This is a genomic window from Mycolicibacterium lacusdiani, assembly GCF_021916785.1.
Classification (GTDB): domain Bacteria; phylum Actinomycetota; class Actinomycetes; order Mycobacteriales; family Mycobacteriaceae; genus Mycobacterium; species Mycobacterium lacusdiani.
This window is the reverse complement of sequence record NZ_JAKCFC010000002.1, coordinates 570,145-588,177: the sequence shown is the minus strand read 5'-3', so window position 1 is coordinate 588,177 and position 18,033 is coordinate 570,145. Positions and strand designations below refer to the sequence as shown.

Here is an 18,033-nt window from a genome sequence, read left to right as displayed (position 1 = left end):
GACATCAGCAGGGCAAAGCCACACCGGCTGCCCTACGGGCGCCCGTCACACCGATGGGGAACAATCGTGGCGTGAGCGGACCACGTCGCGACCCCGGCAGTTCCGGGGACCCACGTGACCGTCAGTACCACCCGCCGCGCCCGCCTTCGGGTGGCGACGAGCGCGGCGGGGGCGAGCACCCGGGCATGGCCAACTACCCCAGTGACGACCCCCCGTACGGGCGCCGACCGCGCGGTGAGGCGACGTCCAGCGCCAACAGGTGGCTGCCGCCGCTGAACGACGACGGGTCGCAACGCGGCCGCACCCACCCGTCGGACCCGCAGTACGGCGCCGGTCCGCGTGAACGGATCACGGTCACCAGGGCGGCGGCTTACCGCAGCCGCGAGATGGGCTCGCGGATGTACGGCCTGTTCCACCGGGCGGCGACGGCGGACGGGGCGGACAAGTCCGGCCTGACCGCGCTCACCTATCCCGTGATGGCCAACTTCGCCGCCGACTCCGCCATGGCGGTCGCGTTGGCCAACACGCTGTTCTTCGCCGCGGCCTCGGGTGAGAGCAAGAGCAAGGTCGCGCTGTATCTACTCATCACGATTGCGCCGTTCGCGGTCATCGCCCCGCTGATCGGGCCCGCGCTCGACCGGCTGCAGCACGGCAGGCGGGTGGCGCTGGCGCTGTCGTTCGGTCTGCGCACCGTGCTCGCCGTGGTCCTCATCGCGAACTACGACGGCGCGAACGGCAGCTTCCCGTCCTGGGTGTTGTATCCCTGTGCGCTCGGGGCGATGGTGCTGTCGAAGTCGTTCAGCGTGCTGCGTAGCGCCATGACTCCGCGCGTGCTGCCACCGTCGATAGACCTGGTTCGGGTGAATTCACGTCTGACGGTGTTCGGGCTGCTCGGCGGGACGATCCTGGGCGGCGCCATCGCCGCAGGCGTCGAGTTCTCGCTGAACATGCTGCACCTGCCCGGCGCGCTGTACGTCATGGTGGCGGTGACGGTGGCCGGCGCGGTGGCGGCGATGCGCATCCCCAAGTGGGTAGAGGTCACCGAGGGCGAGGTGCCGACCACGCTGACCTACCACGGGCCGACGACCCAGACCCCGCGGCCGAAGGGGCTCAAGCGCCGCAAGGCCGAACGGCAGCCGCTGGGCCGCAACATCATCACCTCGCTGTGGGGCAACTGCACGATCAAAGTGATGGTGGGGTTCCTGTTCCTCTACCCCGCATTCGTGGCGAAGTCCCACGACGCCAGCGGCTGGGAGCAGCTGCGCATCCTCGGGCTGATCGGGGCGGCGGCGGCGATCGGCAACTTCACCGGCAACTTCGCGAGCGCACGCCTCAAACTCGGCCACCCGGCGCAACTCGTGGTGCGGGCCACCGTCGCGGTCACCCTCGCAGCGCTGGCCACCGCGGTCACCGGCAACCTGCTGGTGGCCGCGGTCGCCACGCTCATCACCTCGGGAGCCAGCGCCGTCGCGAAGGCCTCGCTGGACGCCTCGCTGCAGGACGACCTTCCCGAGGAATCCCGGGCATCGGCGTTCGGCCGCTCGGAGTCCCTGCTGCAGCTGGGCTGGGTCGCAGGCGGCGCCACCGGCGTGCTGATCTACACCGATCTGTGGGTCGGCTTCACGGCCATCACCGCCGTGCTGATCCTCGGCCTCGCGCAGACGCTGGTGAGCTACAACGGTGACTCGCTGATCCCCGGCTTCGGCGGCAATCGTCCCGTCGTCGCGCATACCGAGGGCGGCACCCTCGACGCCTCGGCCGCGGCGCGAGGGTAGGAAGGACCTCGTGAAGGCCACGGCACGCAACGTCATCATCTCGCTCGTCCTCGTCACCGTGGTGTCGGTGGCGCTGACCGCCGTCCTGGTCTGGCGGACGAGCCGCGACGTCGAGCCGTCACACCCCGAGATCAGCGCCTTCACCGCCGGCCAGCTGGTGCGGGTCGGGCCCTACCGGTTCTGCGACGTCTACGAGATCACCAAGTGCGACGTGTCCGGCGCGAGCGGAGAACTGCGGGTGAACACGCGCGACACGATCCAGCTCTCCGTGCCGCCGCGGATCGCCGAGGCGCCGTGGGTGCTGCTGCGGTCGTTCGAGGATGGCGGGCCCGCGGCGGTCGAGGAGTTCCGGCCCGACACCGCGCTCGCCGCCACCATCCCGACGGTCGACCCTCGGCGCGGCAAGCTGACCGGCTTCGCGGTGATGTTGCCGACCCTGGTGCGCGACGAGGAGGGCAACGAGTTCCCGTGGCCGCACGCCGAGTGGTCGGTCAGCACCGTCTGGTCGTGACCGACCGCGCCTAACCCGCGCCGTGTCCCTCGGGGACCCGCTCGCCCTCTGGCGTCTCTCCGGGTGGCGTGCCGTCGCCGAAGGGCCTGCCGCCCAGCTGCTCCCGACCGTGTGGGGTCAGCCAGTTCGTCAGGTCGGGCCCCTTCGGGACGACGCGGGTCGGATTGATGTCGGTGTGGACCATGTAGTAGTGCTGCTTGATCTGCACGAAGTCCGTGGTGTCGCCGAACCCCGGCGTCTGGAACAGGTCGCGGGCGTACGCCCACAGCACCGCCATCTCCGAGAGCTTGCTGCGGTTGCACTTGAAGTGCCCGTGGTAGACGGGGTCGAAGCGTGCGAGCGTCGTGAACAGCCGGACGTCGGCCTCGGTGATGGTGTCGCCGACCAGGTACCGCTGATCCTCAAGCCGCTCGGACACCCAGTCCAGCGCGGTGAACAGCCGGTCGTAGGCCTTGTCGTAGGCGCCCTGTGACCCGGCGAAGCCGCAGCGGTACACGCCGTTGTTGATCTCGGTGTAGATGCGCTGGGCCACCTCGTCGATCTCGTCGCGGTGCTTCTCGGGGTAGAGGTCCGGGGCGCCGTCGCGGTGGTACTGGGTCCACTCGGTGGAGAAGTCGAGCGTGATCTGCGGGAAGTCGTTGGTGACCACCGCGCCGGTCGGGACGTCGACGATCGCGGGGACGGTGATGCCCTTCGGGTACTCGGGGTCGCGCTTGAAGTAGGCGTCCTGCAGGCGCGGGATCTTCAGCACTGGATCGAGGCCGTCGGGGTCGAGGTCGAACGTCCAGCTGCGCTCGTCGTGCGTCGGCCCGCAGAAGCCAATGGAGAGAACGTCTTCCAGGCCGAGCAGCCTGCGCACGATGATGGATCGGTTCGCCCAGGGGCACGCCCGCGCGACGACCAACCGGTAGCGGCCCGGCTCGACGGGATACCCGTCACGGCCGTCGGCGGTGATCCTGGTGGTGATGTAGTCGGTGTCGCGGTCGAAGTCGCCCTTGGGGTTCACGTAACTCACGACGCCAGTCTTCCCGTTTCGGTCGTGCGCCGAACGTCGAGTTCTCGTGGAAGATCCCTGGTCGCGTCCACGAGAAGTCGACGTTCGCGCGCCGTGGAACCGATGGGGCATGTCGACGAGTCCAAATGTCATGACCTCGTTGCGGTGGCCGTTCGTCGGCACCGAGGCCCTCGCCACGGGCTCGGTGACGAATCACCAGCTCCGCACCACCTACGTCGCCATACATCGCAACGTCTACGTGCCGCGTGGCGCCGAGCTGGACGCTGTCGACAAGGCCGTCGCGGCATGGCTGTGGTCGCGACGCCGGGCCGTCATCGCGGGAACCTCCGCAGCCGCTCTGCATGGCACTCGATGGATCGATGCCGACCTGCCCGCCGAACTGAATCGACCTGGTCGCGACAAGGTGAGCGGGATAGTCCTGCACAGCGACGCCCTCGACGAGGGCGAGATCTGCCGCGTCGGAGGGATGCCCGTCACGACGCCCGCGCGCACCGCCTTCGACGTCGGCCGGGCGCCGGGCCTCGAGACCGCAGTGATCAGACTCGACGCACTGCGCCATGCGACCGGGGTGAGCGTCGAGGCCGTCGAGGCCGTCGCAGAACGACATCGCGGGGCGCGAGGCGTGGTCCAATTGCGCCGCGCCCTCGCACTGAGCGACGCGGGGGCTGAGTCACCGCAGGAGACACGCACCCGACTGCTGCTGGTGAATGCGGGGCTCCCACGGCCCTTGACGCAGATCGAGGTGCGCGACCCGGCCGGACGCTTCGTCGCGCGCCTCGACATGGGCTGGCCCGCGGCGGAGGTGGCCGTGGAGTTCGACGGCGCTCACCACTGGACTGACCCACGCCAACGAAGCAGGGACATCGATCGCATCGCCGAACTCGCCGCACTGAACTGGATCATCGTCAGGGTGAGCGGCGAGATGCTGCGTCACCGACCGGCCGTCATCCTGCAGCGAGTACTGGCAGCTCTACGCGAACGTGGAGTTTTCGTCGTCCAAAGTGTCTGAACGCGACGGAAAGTCGACGTTCGCGCGGCCGACTCAGGCGTCGAGTTCCTGCGCGACTGCCTTGACGACCTCGGACACCCGGCGGGCGATCTTGCGATCGGGGTAGCGACCCTTGCGCAGCTCGGGCTGCACTGCACCCTCGAGCAGCGTGATCATGTCCTCGACCATGCCGTGCAGCTCGTCGGGGGTGTGCTTGTGCTCGGGGCGCTCGGCCCGACCGGCCTCGCGACGGGTCTTGGCGAGGCTGGGCGGCGGCTCGATGACCTTGAGACTCAGTGCCTGCGGACCCCGACGACCGGCGGCGATGCCGAACTCGACCTTCTGGCCGGCCTTCAGTTCCGCGACACCCGAGGGCAGGGCCGACGAGCCGACGTACACGTCCTCGCCGTCCTCCTGGGACACGAACCCGAAGCCCTTCTCGGCGCTGTACCACTTCACCTTGCCGGTAGGCACTCGTCTCACCCGCTCGTCATATCGCTGGACATCGAACACATAATTGAAGCGTCCCGCCTGCGCAGGACGCCACTGGTATCGATCCTACTCGGACACCGCCCCGACCAGCGAACCCTTTGGCCGGTAGCCTGGGAACCACCGCTGGAGGAGTCACATGCGCCTGATCCTGAACGTCATCTGGTTGATCTTCGGCGGGCTGTGGCTCGCCCTGGGTTACTTCCTCGCCGGGATCATCTGCTTCATCCTCATCGTGACCATCCCGTTCGGCTTCGCGGCCTTCCGGATCGGCGTGTACGCGCTGTGGCCGTTCGGCTACACCGTGGTCGACAAGCCCGGTGCCAGGCCCGGCGCGATGATCGGCAACGTCATCTGGATCATCGTCGCCGGAATCTGGCTGGCCATCGGCCACGTGCTGACCGCCATCGCGATGGCGATCACGATCATTGGAATCCCCTTGGCAATAGCCAACCTGAAGCTCATTCCCGTCTCGCTGCTACCGCTCGGCAAGGAGATCGTTCCCGCCGACGGCCCCCAGGCCCGGTTCGGGGTGCGGCAATGACCGTCACCGCGCTGGGCCTTCCGATGCCCCGCGCGGCGGTGCCCGCGGGCATGCCGAGCGAGGGTCCGCTGCTCGACACCCATGGCCGCGCGGCGACCGACCTGCGCGTCTCGCTGACCGACCGGTGCAATCTGCGCTGTACCTACTGCATGCCCGCCGAAGGCCTGAACTGGCTGCCGGGCGAGGAACTGTTGAGCACCGCCGAACTGACCCGGCTGCTCGAGATCGCCATCACCCGGCTCGGCATCACCAACGTCCGGTTCACCGGCGGCGAGCCGCTGCTGTCGAAGCACCTCGAGGACGTGATCGCCGCAGCGGCAGCGCTGACGCCGCGGCCCGAGATCGCGTTGACCACCAACGGCGTCTCGCTCGCCCGCCGGGCCCAGCGGCTGAAGGACGCCGGCCTGAACCGGGTCAACGTCTCCCTCGACACCGTGGATCCGAACCGCTTCGAGCACATCACCCGCCGCGACCGCCTCTCCGACGTCCTCGACGGCCTTGCCGCCGCGGCCGACGCCGGACTGACCCCGGTGAAGGTGAACGCCGTCCTGGACGCTGCGACGGGGCTCGACGATGCGGTGGAGCTGCTGCGGTTCTGCCTCGGCCACGACTACCAGCTGCGCATCATCGAGCAGATGCCGCTCGACGCCGACCAGCACTGGCGGCGCGAGGAGACGCTGAGCGCCGAGCAGATCCTGGCCGCACTGCGCCGCCACTTCGACCTGCAGCCAGACTCGGCACCCCGTGGCTCGGCTCCTGCGCAGCTGTGGCGGGTCGACGGCGGACCGGCCACCGTGGGCGTCATCGCATCGGTGTCCGAGGCCTTCTGCGCCGCATGCGACCGCACCCGACTCACCGCCGACGGGCAGGTGCGCAGTTGCCTGTTCTCGGCCGACGAGACCGACCTGCGGAAGCTGCTGCGCTCGGGCGCCGACGACGACGCGATCGAGGCGGCGTGGCGCGGCGCGATGTGGGCCAAGCCGGCGGGTCACGGCATCAACGACCCCGACTTCATCCAGCCTGCCCGGCCGATGAGCGCCATCGGTGGCTGACGTGGCCCCCTCCGACGGGGTCGACGGCGTTGCGCCGGCCCGCGTGACCGTTCGCTACTTCGCGGCCGCACGCGCGGCGGCGGGAACCGAAGACGAAATCGTCGAGATCACAGAGGAAACGACGATCGACGGCCTTCTCGAGAGGCTGCGCGAGCGCGGTGCGGACCTCTCCCGGGTGCTGGAGAGATGCTCGTTTCTCTGCGACGGCGTGGCGGTACGCGATCGATCGATCCGGTTGACAACAAACCAGACCGTCGACGTGTTACCCCCGTTCGCCGGCGGATGACGGTGATTTACATCACATCACGGAATGGTCACGAACTGGCGGTGGCGTGTCGTCACCCACACCCGCTCCTGCGAAAACGTCAACTTCGCCTGCGGCTTTAAGGTCCTCATAATATTTGCTGGAGGCGGAAACGCCGAGGTCGGCGCGAAGTGACGGGACCGGAGCCAGCCGTTACGGTCTGACCCAAGCCACACGACCCAAATCACGTGGCCCGCTGTGCCCGATAGCGCCGAACTCCATCCGTTGGGCACAGCCGATACCGACCACCTGGATGGAGGCGGGGGACCCACCGGTCCACCGAAGGACCTGGGGCTGCAACTGCAGCTCCTTGGGGTGAAGCCGACATACGTGCCGGCCGGGCAACCTCTCCAGCCCGAACCCGACAGCTGACCTCGCGGGCGCCTACGAGAGGAATTTCTGCACCTATGACTGGACGCCACCGCAAGGCTGCCCCAATCACGTCCGCTGCAAACGTCGCCAAGATCGCCTTCACCGGCGCGGTCCTCGGTGGCGGCAGCATGGTCCTCGCCAGCCAGGCTGGCGCTGCGACTGACGGCGAATGGGACCGGGTCGCTTCGTGCGAGTCCGGCGGCAACTGGGCCATCAACACCGGCAACGGTTACCACGGCGGTCTGCAGTTCTCGCCCAGCACGTGGTCCGGCCACGGTGGCGGCGAGTACGCCCCGACGGCGTACATGGCCACCAAGGACGAGCAGATCGCGGTCGCCGAGCGCGTTCTGGCCAGCCAGGGCAAGGGCGCATGGCCGACGTGCGGCCGCGGCCTGTCCGCCTCGACGCCGCGCAACGTGGTCGCCGACGCTCCGCAGCCTCTCGACAATCCCGCGCTTAACGGCGAGCTTCCTCCTCCGCCACCATTCGAGCTGTTCGCGGCTCCCGCGCCCCCACCGCCGCCGCCGGCTCCCGAGCTGCTGCCGCCGCCTCCGCCGCCGCCCTTCGAGGCCATCGGCCCGCTGAACATGCCGCTCCCTCCCCCGCCGCCGCCTGCCCCCGAGCTGCCGCCGCCCCCCGCTGCCGCGCCGCTGGACGCGCCGTTGCCCGTGGACGCCGCCGCCCAGACCATCGGTGCACCCATGCCGGTCGGCGCCCCGCTGCCGCCTCCGCCTGCAGACCTTCCGCTACCTCCCCCGGTCGACGCACCCCTGCCTCCTCCGCCCGCACCGGAACTGCCTCCCCCGCCGCCCGCACCGCCGATCGTCGCGGCCGCCAACTGGGACGTCGCGCCCGATGGACCGGCTCCCGCCGACCAGCCGCAGGTGTGGTCGCTCGGCCGCGCGGACGTTCCGCTCGAGCCGGTGCTGCCGGCCCCGCCCGCCCCGGCGCCTGCCCCCGGTCCGCTGGCACTGGGCGCCGAGGCTCCCCTGCCCGCACCCGCTCCCGCTCCCGACGTGGCAGTCCAGCCGGTCAGCGGCGAGGTTCCTGCGCCGCCCGCCGAGGGTGTCCCGCACCTCGCCAGCCCGGAAGCCCTTCCGCCCGGCTCGACCCTCGACCCCACCGCGCAGGGCACCGAGAGCCCGAACGCGAGCTACATCAAGGATCTGTGGCAGGCCGTGCAGAGCCAGGAGATCAGCGGCAAGGAAGCCCTGATCATGGGTCTCGCGCAGCGCGGCATGAACACGCCGTACCCGGAGCAGGCCGCAGGGCCCAACGTCCCGGTCACGCCCGGCGATGCACCGGCACCCGCACCCGGTGCTCCCGTGCCCGCGCCGGTCGGTGGCCCGCTGCTGCCGCCGCCCGCCGCGTAACGCAGGCGCGCGCCGCGTAGGTCAGGCCGAGCCGACCCACTCCTCGGAGCCGTCGGCGAAGAACTGGTGCTTCCACACCGGTAGCCGCGCCTTCACGGTGTCGACGAGCAACGCGCACGTCTCGAACGCAGCCCTGCGGTGGTCGGCCGCCACGGCGGCCACCAGGGCGGCGTCGCCGATGTGCAATGTCCCGATGCGATGGCTCACCGCGATGGCGCGCACGCCGTCGGCGGTTCGTGCGATCTCCTCGGCGACCTCGGTGAGCACGTCCAGCGCCGTCGGATGCGCGGAGTACTCGAGCCGCGTCACACCCCGGCCGCCGTCGTGGTCGCGTACGACGCCGGAGAAGCCGACCACCGCACCTGCTGCCTGGTGAGCGACGAGCGCCTCGTGCTCCGTCAGATCGATCAGTTCCTCGGTGAGCGCGATGCGCACGATCGACGTCATCGTTGATGGTCTCCGCCCTCGAGTTGATCCAGCGCATGGTCGAGCACACCGTCCAGGACGCCGAGACCGTCCTTCACTCCGCCCGTCGAGCCGGGCAGGTTGACGATCAGCACGCCGTCGCGGACGCCGCAGACGCCGCGGGAGAGCACCGAGGTCGGTACGTGCGGTAGGCCGGACCGCCGGATCGCGTCCGCGAGTCCGGGAATCTCGTAGTCGACGATCGCCGCCGTCGCATCCGCCGTGCCGTCGGTCGGCGAGATGCCTGTGCCGCCCGAAGTGAGGATCACGTCGACGCGCTCGCCGACGGCGGCGAGCAGAGCGCGGCTGACGTCGGTGCCGTCGGCCACCACGACGGGTTCGGGGACCTCGAACCCGCGGGCCGTCAGCCACTCGACGACGACGGGTCCGCTGCGGTCGGAGTAGACCCCGGCCGCAGCACGGGTCGAGGCGACGATCACCCGTGCGGTTCTGCCCGACCGAACCGATGGCTCGCTCGTCACGTCCGCTCCCACGTCCCCGTCTTGCCGCCGTCCTTGCGCACCACGGCGATGCCGTCGATGGTGGCCGCCGGATCGACGGCCTTGAGCATGTCGTAGAGCGTCAGCGCCGCCACGCTGACGGCCGTGAGCGCCTCCATCTCGACGCCGGTGCGGTCGGTGGTGCGCACGGTCGCCGTGATGTCGACAGCCGTTGTGCCGATGGCGAATTCGACGTCCACGCCGGTAAGCGCCAGTTGATGGCACAGCGGGATGAGGTCACTGGTCCGCTTGGCCGCGAGGATGCCCGCGACGCGCGCGGTCGCCAGCGCGTCGCCCTTGGGCAGCCCCTTGGAGGCGATGAGGTCCACCACGTCGGGACGCGTCCGGAGCGTGCCCGTCGCGACCGCGGTGCGCTTGGTGGCGTCTTTCGCCGTGACGTCGACCATGTGTGCCGCACCCTCGTCGTCGAGGTGCGACAACCGATCGGTCACGGCTACTTGTTTACGACGGTGACCGGGTGCGTGTACGGCAGTTCCGTGGCCGGCAGCGGGAACGTGACGTCGCCGAACGGGGACAGTGCACCCGTGCGGTCTGCCGCGAGTTCGCTGACCGCGTGGTCACCGTCCTCGGTGACGGGCCAGCCATTGTCGACGTAGTGGTTCTTCTTCTTCTCAGCCACGCAGACATTGTGGCAGGCCAAGCGTTGACTGGCGAGACCGGTCACCTGGCTTACGCTGGGTGTCGATGACCGAACCCAACCCCGCCATGCCGCTGGGCGCCTGGTTGGCCGGCCTGCCCGACGAGCAGCTGATCCGGCTGCTCCAGTTGCGACCCGACCTCACGCAGCCGCCGCCCGGCTCCATCGCGGCCCTCGCCGCCAGGGCGCAATCCCGTCAGTCGGTGAAGGCTGCCACCGACGACCTCGACTACCTGCGGCTTTCCGTGCTCGACGGCCTGCTGCTGTTGCACGCCGACGCCTCCGCGGTGCCGGTGGCCAAGCTGCTCTCGCTGTTCGGTGACGACGAGCGGGTCAGTGCCGCGATCGACGATCTGCGGGACCGGGCGCTGGTCTGGGGCGACACCAGCCTCCGGGTGACGGCCGAGGCGGCGTCGGGTCTGCCTTGGTACCCGGGTCAGGTGACGGCGGAGACGGCCGCACCCGACCCTGCTGCCATCGCGGAGCGCCTCACCGGCCTGGACACCCCTGCGCGCGAACTGCTCGAGCGCCTGGTCGAGGGCTCGCCCGTCGGGCGGACGCGGGATGCTGCGCCGGGGACGCCGCCCGACCGCCCGGTGCAGCGCCTGCTCGCTGCGGGGCTGTTGCGGCAGCTCGACGACGACACCGTGATCCTGCCGCGCACGGTCGGGCAGGTCATGCGCGGTCAGCAGCCCGGTCCCACCGGTCTGGCGCCGCCCGACCCGACGGTCGCCAAGCTGAAGGTGGGCGACGTCGACGCCGCTGCCGCGGGCGCCGCCATCGACGTGCTGCGCGAGGTCGAGGTCATCCTCGAGACGCTCTCGGCCGCGCCGGTCGTCGAGTTGCGCAACGGCGGCCTCGGCGTGCGCGAGGTGAAACGGCTCACCAAGGCGACGGGCATCGACGACCACCGGCTCGGCCTCATCCTCGAGGTGGCTGCCGCCGCCGGGCTGATCGCCTCGGGCATTCCGGACCCCGAACCGCAGGACGGCGCGGGACCGTTCTGGGCGCCCACCGTGGCGTCCGACCGGTTCGTCGAGTCGCCGGCGGCAGCGCGGTGGTACGCGCTGGCGTCGGCGTGGCTCGACCTGGCGGCCAGGCCCAGCCTCATCGGCGAACGCGGACCCGACGGCAAACCCTATGCTGCACTGTCGGATTCGCTGTACTCGACCGCGGCACCGCTGGACCGCAGGCTGCTCCTGCAGGCCATCGCCGACCTGCCGTCGGGCTCCGCGGTGGACGCGAACTCCGTCGCCGCGGCCATGGCCTGGCGCAGGCCGCGGTGGTCGACGCGCCTGCAGCCCGCCCCCGTCGGCGCGCTGTTGACCGAGGCGCACACGTTGGGGATGGTCGGGCGCGGTGCGATCGCGACGCCGATCCGTCGCCTGCTCGACGGTGCGGAGGAAGCCGCCGTCGTCGCGTCGATGGAGAAGGTGCTGCCCGCGCCGATCGACTACTTCCTGCTGCAGGGCGACCTCACGGTGATCGTGCCGGGTCCGCTGGAGCGCGAACTCGCCGAGCGGCTCGCCGCGGTCGCGACCATCGAGTCGGCGGGCGCAGCGACGGTCTACCGGATCAGCGAGGCCACGATCCGCCGGGCGCTGGACACCGGCGCCACGGCGAGTGAGTTGCACACGCTGTTCGAGCGCCATTCCAAGACCCCGGTCCCCCAGGGACTGACGTACCTCGTCGACGACGTGGCGCGGCGGCATGGGCAACTCCGGGTCGGCATGGCGTCGTCGTTCATCCGTTGCGAGGACCCGGCGCTGCTGGCCCAGGCCATCGCGGCACCTGCGCTGGCGAACGTCGAGATGCGCAGCCTGGCGCCGACGGTCGCGATCTCAGCGGCGCCCATCGCCGACGTTCTCGCGGCGTTGCGCGCAGGAGGCTTCGCGCCGGCGGCCGAGGACTGGTCGGGTGCCATCGTCGACATCAGCGCCCGCGGGTCCAGGGTGCCCGCGCCCGTCCGCAGACGCGGCTACCGGCCGATGTCCACGCCCAACGCGCAGACCCTCGGCGCGATTGTCGCGGTGTTGCGCAAGATGGGCGGCGGACACGCCTCGGGATCGCGGCTCGACCCCGCCGAGGCGATGGCGCAGCTGCAGTCCGCGGCGCATCAGCAGACCTCGGTCGTGATCGGCTACGTCGACCCCGCGGGGGTCGCGACCCAGCGCGTCGTCTCGCCGATCAACGTCCGCGGGGGGCAGTTGACGGCCTACGACCCGGCTGCCGGCCGGGTCCGCGAGTTCGCGATTCACCGCGTGACGTCCGTGGTGTCGGCGGACACGGGATAATGGGACGAATGACCTCCCACAACTGCAGCGGGGATCGCTCGTGACCGACGGCCCCTTGATCGTGCAGTCCGACAAGACACTGCTGCTCGAGATCGACCACGAGCTGGCGGGTGCCGCCCGCTCGGCCATCGCGCCGTTCGCCGAGCTGGAGCGTGCCCCCGAGCACGTCCACACGTACCGCATCACGCCGCTGGCGCTGTGGAATGCCCGTGCCGCGGGCCACGACGCCGAGCAGGTGGTCGACGCGCTGGTGTCTTTCTCGCGCTACGCCGTGCCGCAGCCGCTGTTGGTCGACATCGTCGACACCATGGCCCGGTACGGGCGCCTGCAGCTGGTGAAGAGCCCCGTGCACGGGTTGATGCTGGTCAGCACTGACCGCGCGGTGCTGGAAGAGGTGCTGCGCAACAAGAAGATCGCCCCAATGCTGGGCGCCCGCCTCGACGACGACACCGTGATCGTGCACCCGAGTGAGCGCGGCCGCGTGAAGCAGATGCTGCTCAAGATCGGCTGGCCGGCCGAGGACCTCGCCGGGTACGTCAACGGCGAGGCCCACGCCATCGAACTCGATCAGACCGGCTGGGAGCTGCGCGACTACCAGGAGATGGCGGTCGACTCGTTCTGGGCCGGCGGTTCGGGCGTCGTGGTGCTGCCCTGCGGGGCGGGCAAGACACTGGTCGGCGCCGCAGCGATGGCCAGGGCGGGCGCCACCACGCTGATCCTCGTCACGAACACCGTCGCGGGACGGCAGTGGAAGCGCGAGCTGATCGCGCGTACGTCACTGACCGAGGAGGAGATCGGCGAGTATTCCGGCGAACGCAAGGAGGTCCGGCCGGTCACCATCGCGACCTACCAGGTGATCACCCGTCGCACCAAGGGCGAATACAAGCACCTCGAGTTGTTCGACAGCCGCGACTGGGGCCTGATCATCTACGACGAGGTGCACCTGCTGCCCGCGCCCGTGTTCCGCATGACCGCCGACCTGCAGTCGCGCCGCCGGCTGGGGCTGACCGCGACGTTGATCCGCGAGGACGGCCGCGAGGGCGACGTGTTCAGCCTGATCGGACCCAAGCGGTACGACGCGCCGTGGAAGGACATCGAGGCCCAGGGCTGGATCGCGCCTGCCGAGTGCATCGAGGTGCGGGTCACGATGACCGACAACGAGCGCATGCTCTACGCGACTGCCGAGCCGGAGGAACGCTACAAGCTGTGTTCGACGGCGCGGACCAAGATCCCGGTGGTCAAGTCGATCCTCGACCGTCACCCCAACGAGCCGACGCTGGTCATCGGGGCCTACCTCGACCAGCTCGACGAGCTGGGTCAGGAGCTGAACGCGCCGGTGATCCAGGGGTCGACGAAGAACGCCGAACGCGAGATCCTGTTCGACCAGTTCCGGCGTGGCGACATTCAGACCCTGGTGGTCAGCAAGGTCGCCAACTTCTCGATCGACCTGCCGGAGGCCAGCGTCGCTGTCCAGGTGTCGGGCACCTTCGGGTCCCGGCAGGAGGAGGCACAGCGCCTCGGCAGGCTGTTGCGCCCGAAGGCCGACGGCGGCGGTGCGGTGTTCTACTCCGTCGTCTCCCGCGACAGCCTCGACGCCGAGTACGCCGCACACCGCCAACGCTTCCTCGCCGAGCAGGGCTACGGATACGTGATCAAGGACGCCGACGACCTGCTGGGGCCGGCGATCTGATCGTGACGGCGCGGTAGGAGCCCGGAGGCGCTAGCCTCCTTGTTCATGACCGCACGTCGGCGCGACCGCGCCACCTCACCCGTGCAGGCCGCCAAGATCGTGGTGGCCGGCGCGGCGATAGGCCTTGGCGCATTCGCGTTGGGCTTGGCCGGACCCGCTGGTGCCGAGCCCCTCGTTCCCACGCCGGTGCCGGGTGACCCCGCCGCACCCCCACTACCGGGGCAGCCCGTGCCGGTCCCGCCCGGCGAACTGGTGGTTGCGGCTCCCGCGCCGCCGCCCATGGGTGAGCCGATGGTTCCCGAGATCACCGACCCCAAGTACGGGTCGGGATCCAGTTCGGGTCCGCTGGGCTTCCTCAAGGACGCGTGGAACCAGGCGAAGAACCCGTACGGCGATGCGATGCCAGTGGCGTCGGCGCCTCCGCCCGGCGCAGGTCCTGCGCCGCAGCTGCCGCCCGGATACGTGTCGACGAACGCACCGGGATCCAACGGGCCTCCTCCGATGGGCGACTACTCCGGGGGACCGGCTCTACCCGAGGGTTACTACTCGCTCAATGGCCCGCCGCCCCCCGGGTACTTCGACGGGCCGCCGCCACCGCCGCCCGTGGACCCGAATGCCTACGTGCCGGTGGTCTCACCTCCGCCGCCACCGCTGCTGCCTCCTCGCTAGCTCGAACGGCGCTGTGAGGTAACGCCTTACAGCTGCGAGCAAACGGGTCGTGGCCTCGCCGCGGCGCGCAGCCCACGATGGCGGGATGACCTGGCAGCACCCCCACGTTCACATCGCCCGCGGCGCGGCCGGCTTGGCCGCCGCCATGGGGATCGGCCGTTTCGTCTACACGCCGATCCTGCCGCTGATGACCGCCCAGAGCGGGCTCAGCCCCGCAGCCGCCGGCGGCCTGGCCACGGCCAACTACGTCGGCTACCTCGCCGGCGCGATGGCAGGTGTCGTCGCGCCGCGACTGGTCCGTACGCGGTTCACCTGGCGTGCGGCGCTGCTCCTCGTGGTCGGCAGCCTGGTCGCGATGCCGTTGTGCGACGACGTCGTCGGATGGCTCGTCATCCGCACGATCGCAGGGTTCGCGAGCGCACTGCTGTTCGTGATTGCCGTCGACTGGATGCTCGACCATGCCAGAGGCCGGTCCGCGCAGCTTCCGGGCTGGGGCTTCGGCGGGGTGGGCGTCGGCATCGCCCTGTCGGGTGCCCTGGTGCTGCTGCTGCCTGCGGCCGGATGGCGCACCGCATGGTGGTCGTCGGCGGCGATGGCGGTCCTCATCGCAGCCGTGGCATGGCACATGCGCGGTGCGACCGAAGCCGCCGGTCCAGTGACGGGTTCGCTTGCGCCGACGGCGAGTTCACGGCGCGGGATCATCGCGCTCCTCGCCTGCTACACCCTGGAGGGAATCGGTTACATCATCGCCGGGACGTTCTTGGTCGCCGCGATCGGACAGAGTTCTCCTGGCTGGCTGGGCAACAGTGCGTGGATCGTCGTCGGCGTCGCAGCCGCACCGTCGGCAGCGCTGTGGGCGGCGGCCAGCAGACGCTGGTCACACGCCACCCTGCTGGTCGCGGCGTTGGCGCTGCAGGCCGTGGGCATCGCGTTGTCAGCCGTGGCCGGCGGCGCCCTGTCTGCGTTCATCGGCGCGGTGTTGTTCGGCGGCACCTTCATCGGCGTGAGTACGGTCGCGCTGGCGGCGGGGCGCCTCCTGGCGTTCCCCCGGGCGGTGGCAGTGCTCACCACGGGCTATTCCGTCGGCCAGATCGTCGGCCCCTTGCTCGTCACTCCGCTTCTGCACCACGGCTTTCGGCTGGCACTCATCACCTCGTCGGGCGTCGTGACCCTTGCCGCGGTCGCCGCGATCTGGCTGCGGGTCGGCTCGTCGGAACTCAGTCGCGCCGGTGCGGATCGTCTGGCGGCAGCCACGTCTGCGGGTCGTCCAGGGCCGATCGGTCGGCCCCCGCGCAGAACGCCTCGATGAGAGCCAGCACTGCGGGGTCGACCTCTTTCCGCCGCCAGACCAGGGACCACGTCCACACCGGAGATGGACCGATTACCGGGCGACGCACCAGATCCGGCGGTGTCGCGTCGTTCTGGCCCCGGGGGTTGTTCAGCATCGGCCGGCGGAAGCGGCGTACGTGGTCGAAGAACGTGGTGCCGGTGACGCCGCCGTCGTCCACCCGGATGAGCCGGGCGTCGTTGACGCGCGCGAACTGTTCGGCATATCGGTTCCACGACGACCAGCTGGCGTCGTCGGCGTCGGCGAGGACGCTGGTGTCCCGTGCCGCGACGGGCGTGGTCTCCCTGCCGACGTCGAGCGCGTAGAGCCGGTCGGTGCCCACTAGGCGGGCGTTGAGGGACAGCGCGTCGAGGTCGGTGTTCTGGACCCAGCAGATGGCCAGATCCAGGCTGCCCTCGGCGACCCTCGCGGCCTGGGCGTGCGACGGCATCACCCACGTGTCGATCCGGACCTGGGCGACGCCTGCCGCCCGTTCCGCCCAATCCGTCGGGCACCACTGCACGTAGCCGATCCGCACGGGCTCGGTCGACGACATACCCTGCGCCTGTCTGCGCAGGTCGTCTGCGTCGGTGACGAGGGCACGGGCGCGGGGAAGCAACGCCGAGCCCGCTGCGGTGAGGGCTACGGAGCGACGGTCTCGATCGAAGAGCTGCACCTTGAGATCCCGCTCCAAGGCCTTGATCTGCTGCGAGAGGGACGGGCCCGCGATGCGCAGCCGCTCGGCGGCCCGGCCGAAGTTCAGTTCCTCGGCGACCGTGACGAAATAGCGCAGCTGGCGCAGCTCCACGCCGGTCAGCGTAGTCCAGTGGTAGGCGCTGCCTACCAGCAGCGAGCATTCCGGTCCTGTCGTCGGGGAGTGGGCCGGGACGATGCTGCGTTCCCATGGACATCACTACGAGAAGGGAACGGATCATGACCAACACTCCACGCGTCGCACTCATCACCGGCGCATCACAGGGCATCGGCGAGGGCCTGGTGGCCGGCTACCGCAAGCTCGGCTACGCCGTCGTCGCCAACTCGCGCACGATCCCCGAATCCGACGACCCGATGGTGCTTGCCGTAGCGGGTGACATCGCAGAACCCGGTGTGGGCCAACGCATCGTCGACGCGGCCATCGAGAGATTCGGCCGCCTCGACACAGTCGTCAACAATGCGGGCATCTTCGTACCGAAGGCGTTCGTCGACTACACCGACGAGGACTACGACGACGTCACCGGCGTGAACCTCCGCGGATACTTCGAGGTGTCCCGTGCGGCCATCGCGGCAATGCTGCGCCAAGGCGACGGCGGGCACGTGGTCAGCATCTCGACGACGCTGGTCGAGCACGCCAACTCCCAGGTCCCGTCGGCGCTCGCATCGTTGACCAAGGGCGGGGTGAATGCGGCGACCCGGGCACTCGCGGTGGAGTACGCGCAGCGTGGAATCCGCTCGAATGCCGTTGCGCTGGGCATCATTCGGACGCCGATGCACGAGCCCTCGGACTACGACGCTCTGGCGGCGCTGCATCCCGTCGGTCGGATCGGTGAGATCGACGACGTCGTCGACGCCGTGCTGTACCTGGAGAACGCGAAATTCGTCACCGGCGAGATCTTGCACGTCGACGGCGGTCAGAGTGCAGGCCACTGACATGGACGCCCAAGGAATCGTCACGGTCGCCATGGACGAGTGGAAGGCCGGGATCGACGCACACGACCCCGGCCGGGTGGCCGCAGTGTTCACGCAGGACGCCGTGTTTCAGGGCCTGCGCCCGTACGGCGTGGGACGCGCGGTGGTGTCGGCATACTACGAGTCGCAGCCTTCTGGCATGAACGTCTCCTACCGCGTGCTCGAAAGCCGCACGCTCGCAGCCGACGCCGTCATCGGATACCTGCGCGCGACGTTCGAGTTCGTGGATCAGCCGCCGCTCGAATTGAACATCGGTGTGGCACTCACCCGGATGGGCGACGAGTGGCTCGTCGCCCAGTACCAGGCGTCGCGGGTCTGAAC

At 70.0% G+C, this 18,033-nt stretch carries 20 protein-coding genes and 1 riboswitch; of the genes, 13 read left to right on the top strand and 7 right to left on the bottom strand.

Features of this window, described 5'->3' with window-relative positions; all coding sequences use genetic code 11:
- The first annotated feature begins 53 nt into the window (after positions 1-53).
- Positions 54-1,775: an MFS transporter gene (locus LOK44_RS07790; RefSeq protein ID WP_237569410.1), complete on the top strand. Its 1,722-nt coding sequence runs from the start codon at positions 54-56 to the stop codon at positions 1,773-1,775.
- Positions 1,776-1,785: 10 nt separating this feature from the next.
- Positions 1,786-2,286: a DUF2771 domain-containing protein gene (locus LOK44_RS07785; protein ID WP_237569409.1), complete on the top strand. Its 501-nt coding sequence runs from the start codon at positions 1,786-1,788 to the stop codon at positions 2,284-2,286.
- Between the two features lie 10 nt (positions 2,287-2,296).
- Here the strand turns inward: LOK44_RS07785 and LOK44_RS07780 are convergent, their stop codons facing one another.
- Complete coding sequence (locus LOK44_RS07780) at positions 2,297-3,301, bottom strand: glutathione S-transferase family protein (protein ID WP_237569408.1); 1,005 nt, start codon at positions 3,299-3,301, stop codon at positions 2,297-2,299.
- A gap of 130 nt (positions 3,302-3,431) precedes the next feature.
- Between LOK44_RS07780 and LOK44_RS07775 the strand changes: the two genes are divergently transcribed.
- Positions 3,432-4,310: a hypothetical protein gene (locus LOK44_RS07775; RefSeq protein ID WP_237569407.1), complete on the top strand. Its 879-nt coding sequence runs from the start codon at positions 3,432-3,434 to the stop codon at positions 4,308-4,310.
- Positions 4,311-4,343: 33 nt separating this feature from the next.
- Here LOK44_RS07775 and LOK44_RS07770 read toward each other — a convergent pair whose 3' ends face one another.
- Positions 4,344-4,763, bottom strand: coding sequence for a cold-shock protein (locus tag LOK44_RS07770; RefSeq protein WP_237569784.1), 420 nt, complete (start codon positions 4,761-4,763; stop codon positions 4,344-4,346).
- Between the two features lie 154 nt (positions 4,764-4,917).
- Between LOK44_RS07770 and LOK44_RS07765 the strand changes: the two genes are divergently transcribed.
- The 4 genes from LOK44_RS07765 (at position 4,918) to LOK44_RS07750 (ending at position 8,423) form a co-directional block, all read left to right on the top strand.
- The gene (locus tag LOK44_RS07765; RefSeq protein WP_237569406.1) at positions 4,918-5,322 is read left to right on the top strand and encodes a YccF domain-containing protein; all 405 of its coding nucleotides are present in this window, start codon (positions 4,918-4,920) and stop codon (positions 5,320-5,322) included.
- Positions 5,319-6,374 (top strand): GTP 3',8-cyclase MoaA, encoded by a 1,056-nt coding sequence (gene moaA, locus LOK44_RS07760; RefSeq protein ID WP_237569405.1) that lies wholly within the window; start codon positions 5,319-5,321, stop codon positions 6,372-6,374. The genes LOK44_RS07765 and moaA overlap by 4 nt, the downstream gene beginning before the upstream one ends.
- Entirely contained in the window at positions 6,367-6,660 is a 294-nt protein-coding gene (locus LOK44_RS07755; protein ID WP_308192722.1) for a MoaD/ThiS family protein, read from the top strand. Before moaA ends, LOK44_RS07755 begins: the two co-directional genes overlap by 8 nt.
- Before the next feature lie 247 nt (positions 6,661-6,907).
- Positions 6,908-7,076: riboswitch (cyclic di-AMP (ydaO/yuaA leader) on the top strand.
- 9 nt (positions 7,077-7,085) lie between these two features.
- Positions 7,086-8,423, top strand: a complete 1,338-nt coding sequence (locus LOK44_RS07750; protein WP_237569404.1) for a transglycosylase family protein — start codon at positions 7,086-7,088, stop codon at positions 8,421-8,423.
- 21 nt (positions 8,424-8,444) lie between these two features.
- Here the strand turns inward: LOK44_RS07750 and LOK44_RS07745 are convergent, their stop codons facing one another.
- The 4 genes from LOK44_RS07745 to LOK44_RS07730 are packed head-to-tail and all read right to left on the bottom strand — an operon-like array spanning position 8,445 to position 10,028.
- Positions 8,445-8,870 carry a molybdenum cofactor biosynthesis protein MoaE gene (locus tag LOK44_RS07745; protein ID WP_237569403.1) on the bottom strand — a complete coding sequence of 142 codons (426 nt, stop codon included), beginning with the start codon at positions 8,868-8,870 and terminating at the stop codon, positions 8,445-8,447.
- Entirely contained in the window at positions 8,867-9,370 is a 504-nt protein-coding gene (locus tag LOK44_RS07740; protein ID WP_237569402.1) for a MogA/MoaB family molybdenum cofactor biosynthesis protein, read from the bottom strand. Before LOK44_RS07740 ends, LOK44_RS07745 begins: the two co-directional genes overlap by 4 nt.
- Entirely contained in the window at positions 9,367-9,840 is a 474-nt protein-coding gene (gene moaC / locus LOK44_RS07735) for a cyclic pyranopterin monophosphate synthase MoaC (RefSeq protein WP_163922398.1), read from the bottom strand. The genes LOK44_RS07740 and moaC overlap by 4 nt, the downstream gene beginning before the upstream one ends.
- A 2-nt stretch (positions 9,841-9,842) precedes the next feature.
- Positions 9,843-10,028: a hypothetical protein gene (locus tag LOK44_RS07730; RefSeq protein ID WP_179973518.1), complete on the bottom strand. Its 186-nt coding sequence runs from the start codon at positions 10,026-10,028 to the stop codon at positions 9,843-9,845.
- Positions 10,029-10,093: 65 nt separating this feature from the next.
- Between LOK44_RS07730 and LOK44_RS07725 the strand changes: the two genes are divergently transcribed.
- From LOK44_RS07725 to LOK44_RS07710, 4 genes are all read left to right on the top strand, one after another.
- Positions 10,094-12,340, top strand: a complete 2,247-nt coding sequence (locus LOK44_RS07725) for a helicase-associated domain-containing protein (protein WP_237569401.1) — start codon at positions 10,094-10,096, stop codon at positions 12,338-12,340.
- A 40-nt stretch (positions 12,341-12,380) separates the two neighbouring features.
- On the top strand, positions 12,381-14,030 hold the full coding sequence (locus tag LOK44_RS07720) for a DNA repair helicase XPB (RefSeq protein WP_237569400.1): 1,650 nt from the start codon (positions 12,381-12,383) through the stop codon (positions 14,028-14,030).
- A 45-nt stretch (positions 14,031-14,075) separates the two neighbouring features.
- Complete coding sequence (locus LOK44_RS07715) at positions 14,076-14,699, top strand: hypothetical protein (protein WP_237569399.1); 624 nt, start codon at positions 14,076-14,078, stop codon at positions 14,697-14,699.
- A gap of 85 nt (positions 14,700-14,784) precedes the next feature.
- A complete protein-coding gene (locus LOK44_RS07710; RefSeq protein ID WP_237569398.1) occupies positions 14,785-16,008 on the top strand; it encodes a YbfB/YjiJ family MFS transporter in 1,224 nt (407 codons plus the stop codon).
- Here LOK44_RS07710 and LOK44_RS07705 read toward each other — a convergent pair.
- On the bottom strand, positions 15,917-16,834 hold the full coding sequence (locus tag LOK44_RS07705; protein WP_237569397.1) for a LysR family transcriptional regulator: 918 nt from the start codon (positions 16,832-16,834) through the stop codon (positions 15,917-15,919). The genes LOK44_RS07710 and LOK44_RS07705 overlap by 92 nt on opposite strands.
- A 125-nt stretch (positions 16,835-16,959) precedes the next feature.
- Between LOK44_RS07705 and LOK44_RS07700 the strand changes: the two genes are divergently transcribed.
- Complete coding sequence (locus LOK44_RS07700; RefSeq protein ID WP_237569396.1) at positions 16,960-17,673, top strand: SDR family NAD(P)-dependent oxidoreductase; 714 nt, start codon at positions 16,960-16,962, stop codon at positions 17,671-17,673.
- Between the two features lies 1 nt (position 17,674).
- Entirely contained in the window at positions 17,675-18,031 is a 357-nt protein-coding gene (locus tag LOK44_RS07695) for a nuclear transport factor 2 family protein (RefSeq protein ID WP_237569395.1), read from the top strand.
- Positions 18,032-18,033: the final 2 nt, after the last annotated feature.

Coding starts and splice junctions, on each gene's coding strand:
- LOK44_RS07725 (WP_237569401.1), top strand. CDS start 10,094: ATGACCGAACCCAACCCCGCCATGCCGCTGGGCGCCTGGTTGGCCGGC.
- LOK44_RS07745 (WP_237569403.1), bottom strand. CDS start 8,870: ATGACGTCGATCGTGCGCATCGCGCTCACCGAGGAACTGATCGATCTG.
- LOK44_RS07750 (WP_237569404.1), top strand. CDS start 7,086: ATGACTGGACGCCACCGCAAGGCTGCCCCAATCACGTCCGCTGCAAAC.
- LOK44_RS07715 (WP_237569399.1), top strand. CDS start 14,076: ATGACCGCACGTCGGCGCGACCGCGCCACCTCACCCGTGCAGGCCGCC.
- LOK44_RS07765 (WP_237569406.1), top strand. CDS start 4,918: ATGCGCCTGATCCTGAACGTCATCTGGTTGATCTTCGGCGGGCTGTGG.
- moaA (WP_237569405.1), top strand. CDS start 5,319: ATGACCGTCACCGCGCTGGGCCTTCCGATGCCCCGCGCGGCGGTGCCC.
- LOK44_RS07710 (WP_237569398.1), top strand. CDS start 14,785: ATGACCTGGCAGCACCCCCACGTTCACATCGCCCGCGGCGCGGCCGGC.
- LOK44_RS07775 (WP_237569407.1), top strand. CDS start 3,432: ATGACCTCGTTGCGGTGGCCGTTCGTCGGCACCGAGGCCCTCGCCACG.
- LOK44_RS07790 (WP_237569410.1), top strand. CDS start 54: ATGGGGAACAATCGTGGCGTGAGCGGACCACGTCGCGACCCCGGCAGT.
- LOK44_RS07700 (WP_237569396.1), top strand. CDS start 16,960: ATGACCAACACTCCACGCGTCGCACTCATCACCGGCGCATCACAGGGC.
- LOK44_RS07695 (WP_237569395.1), top strand. CDS start 17,675: ATGGACGCCCAAGGAATCGTCACGGTCGCCATGGACGAGTGGAAGGCC.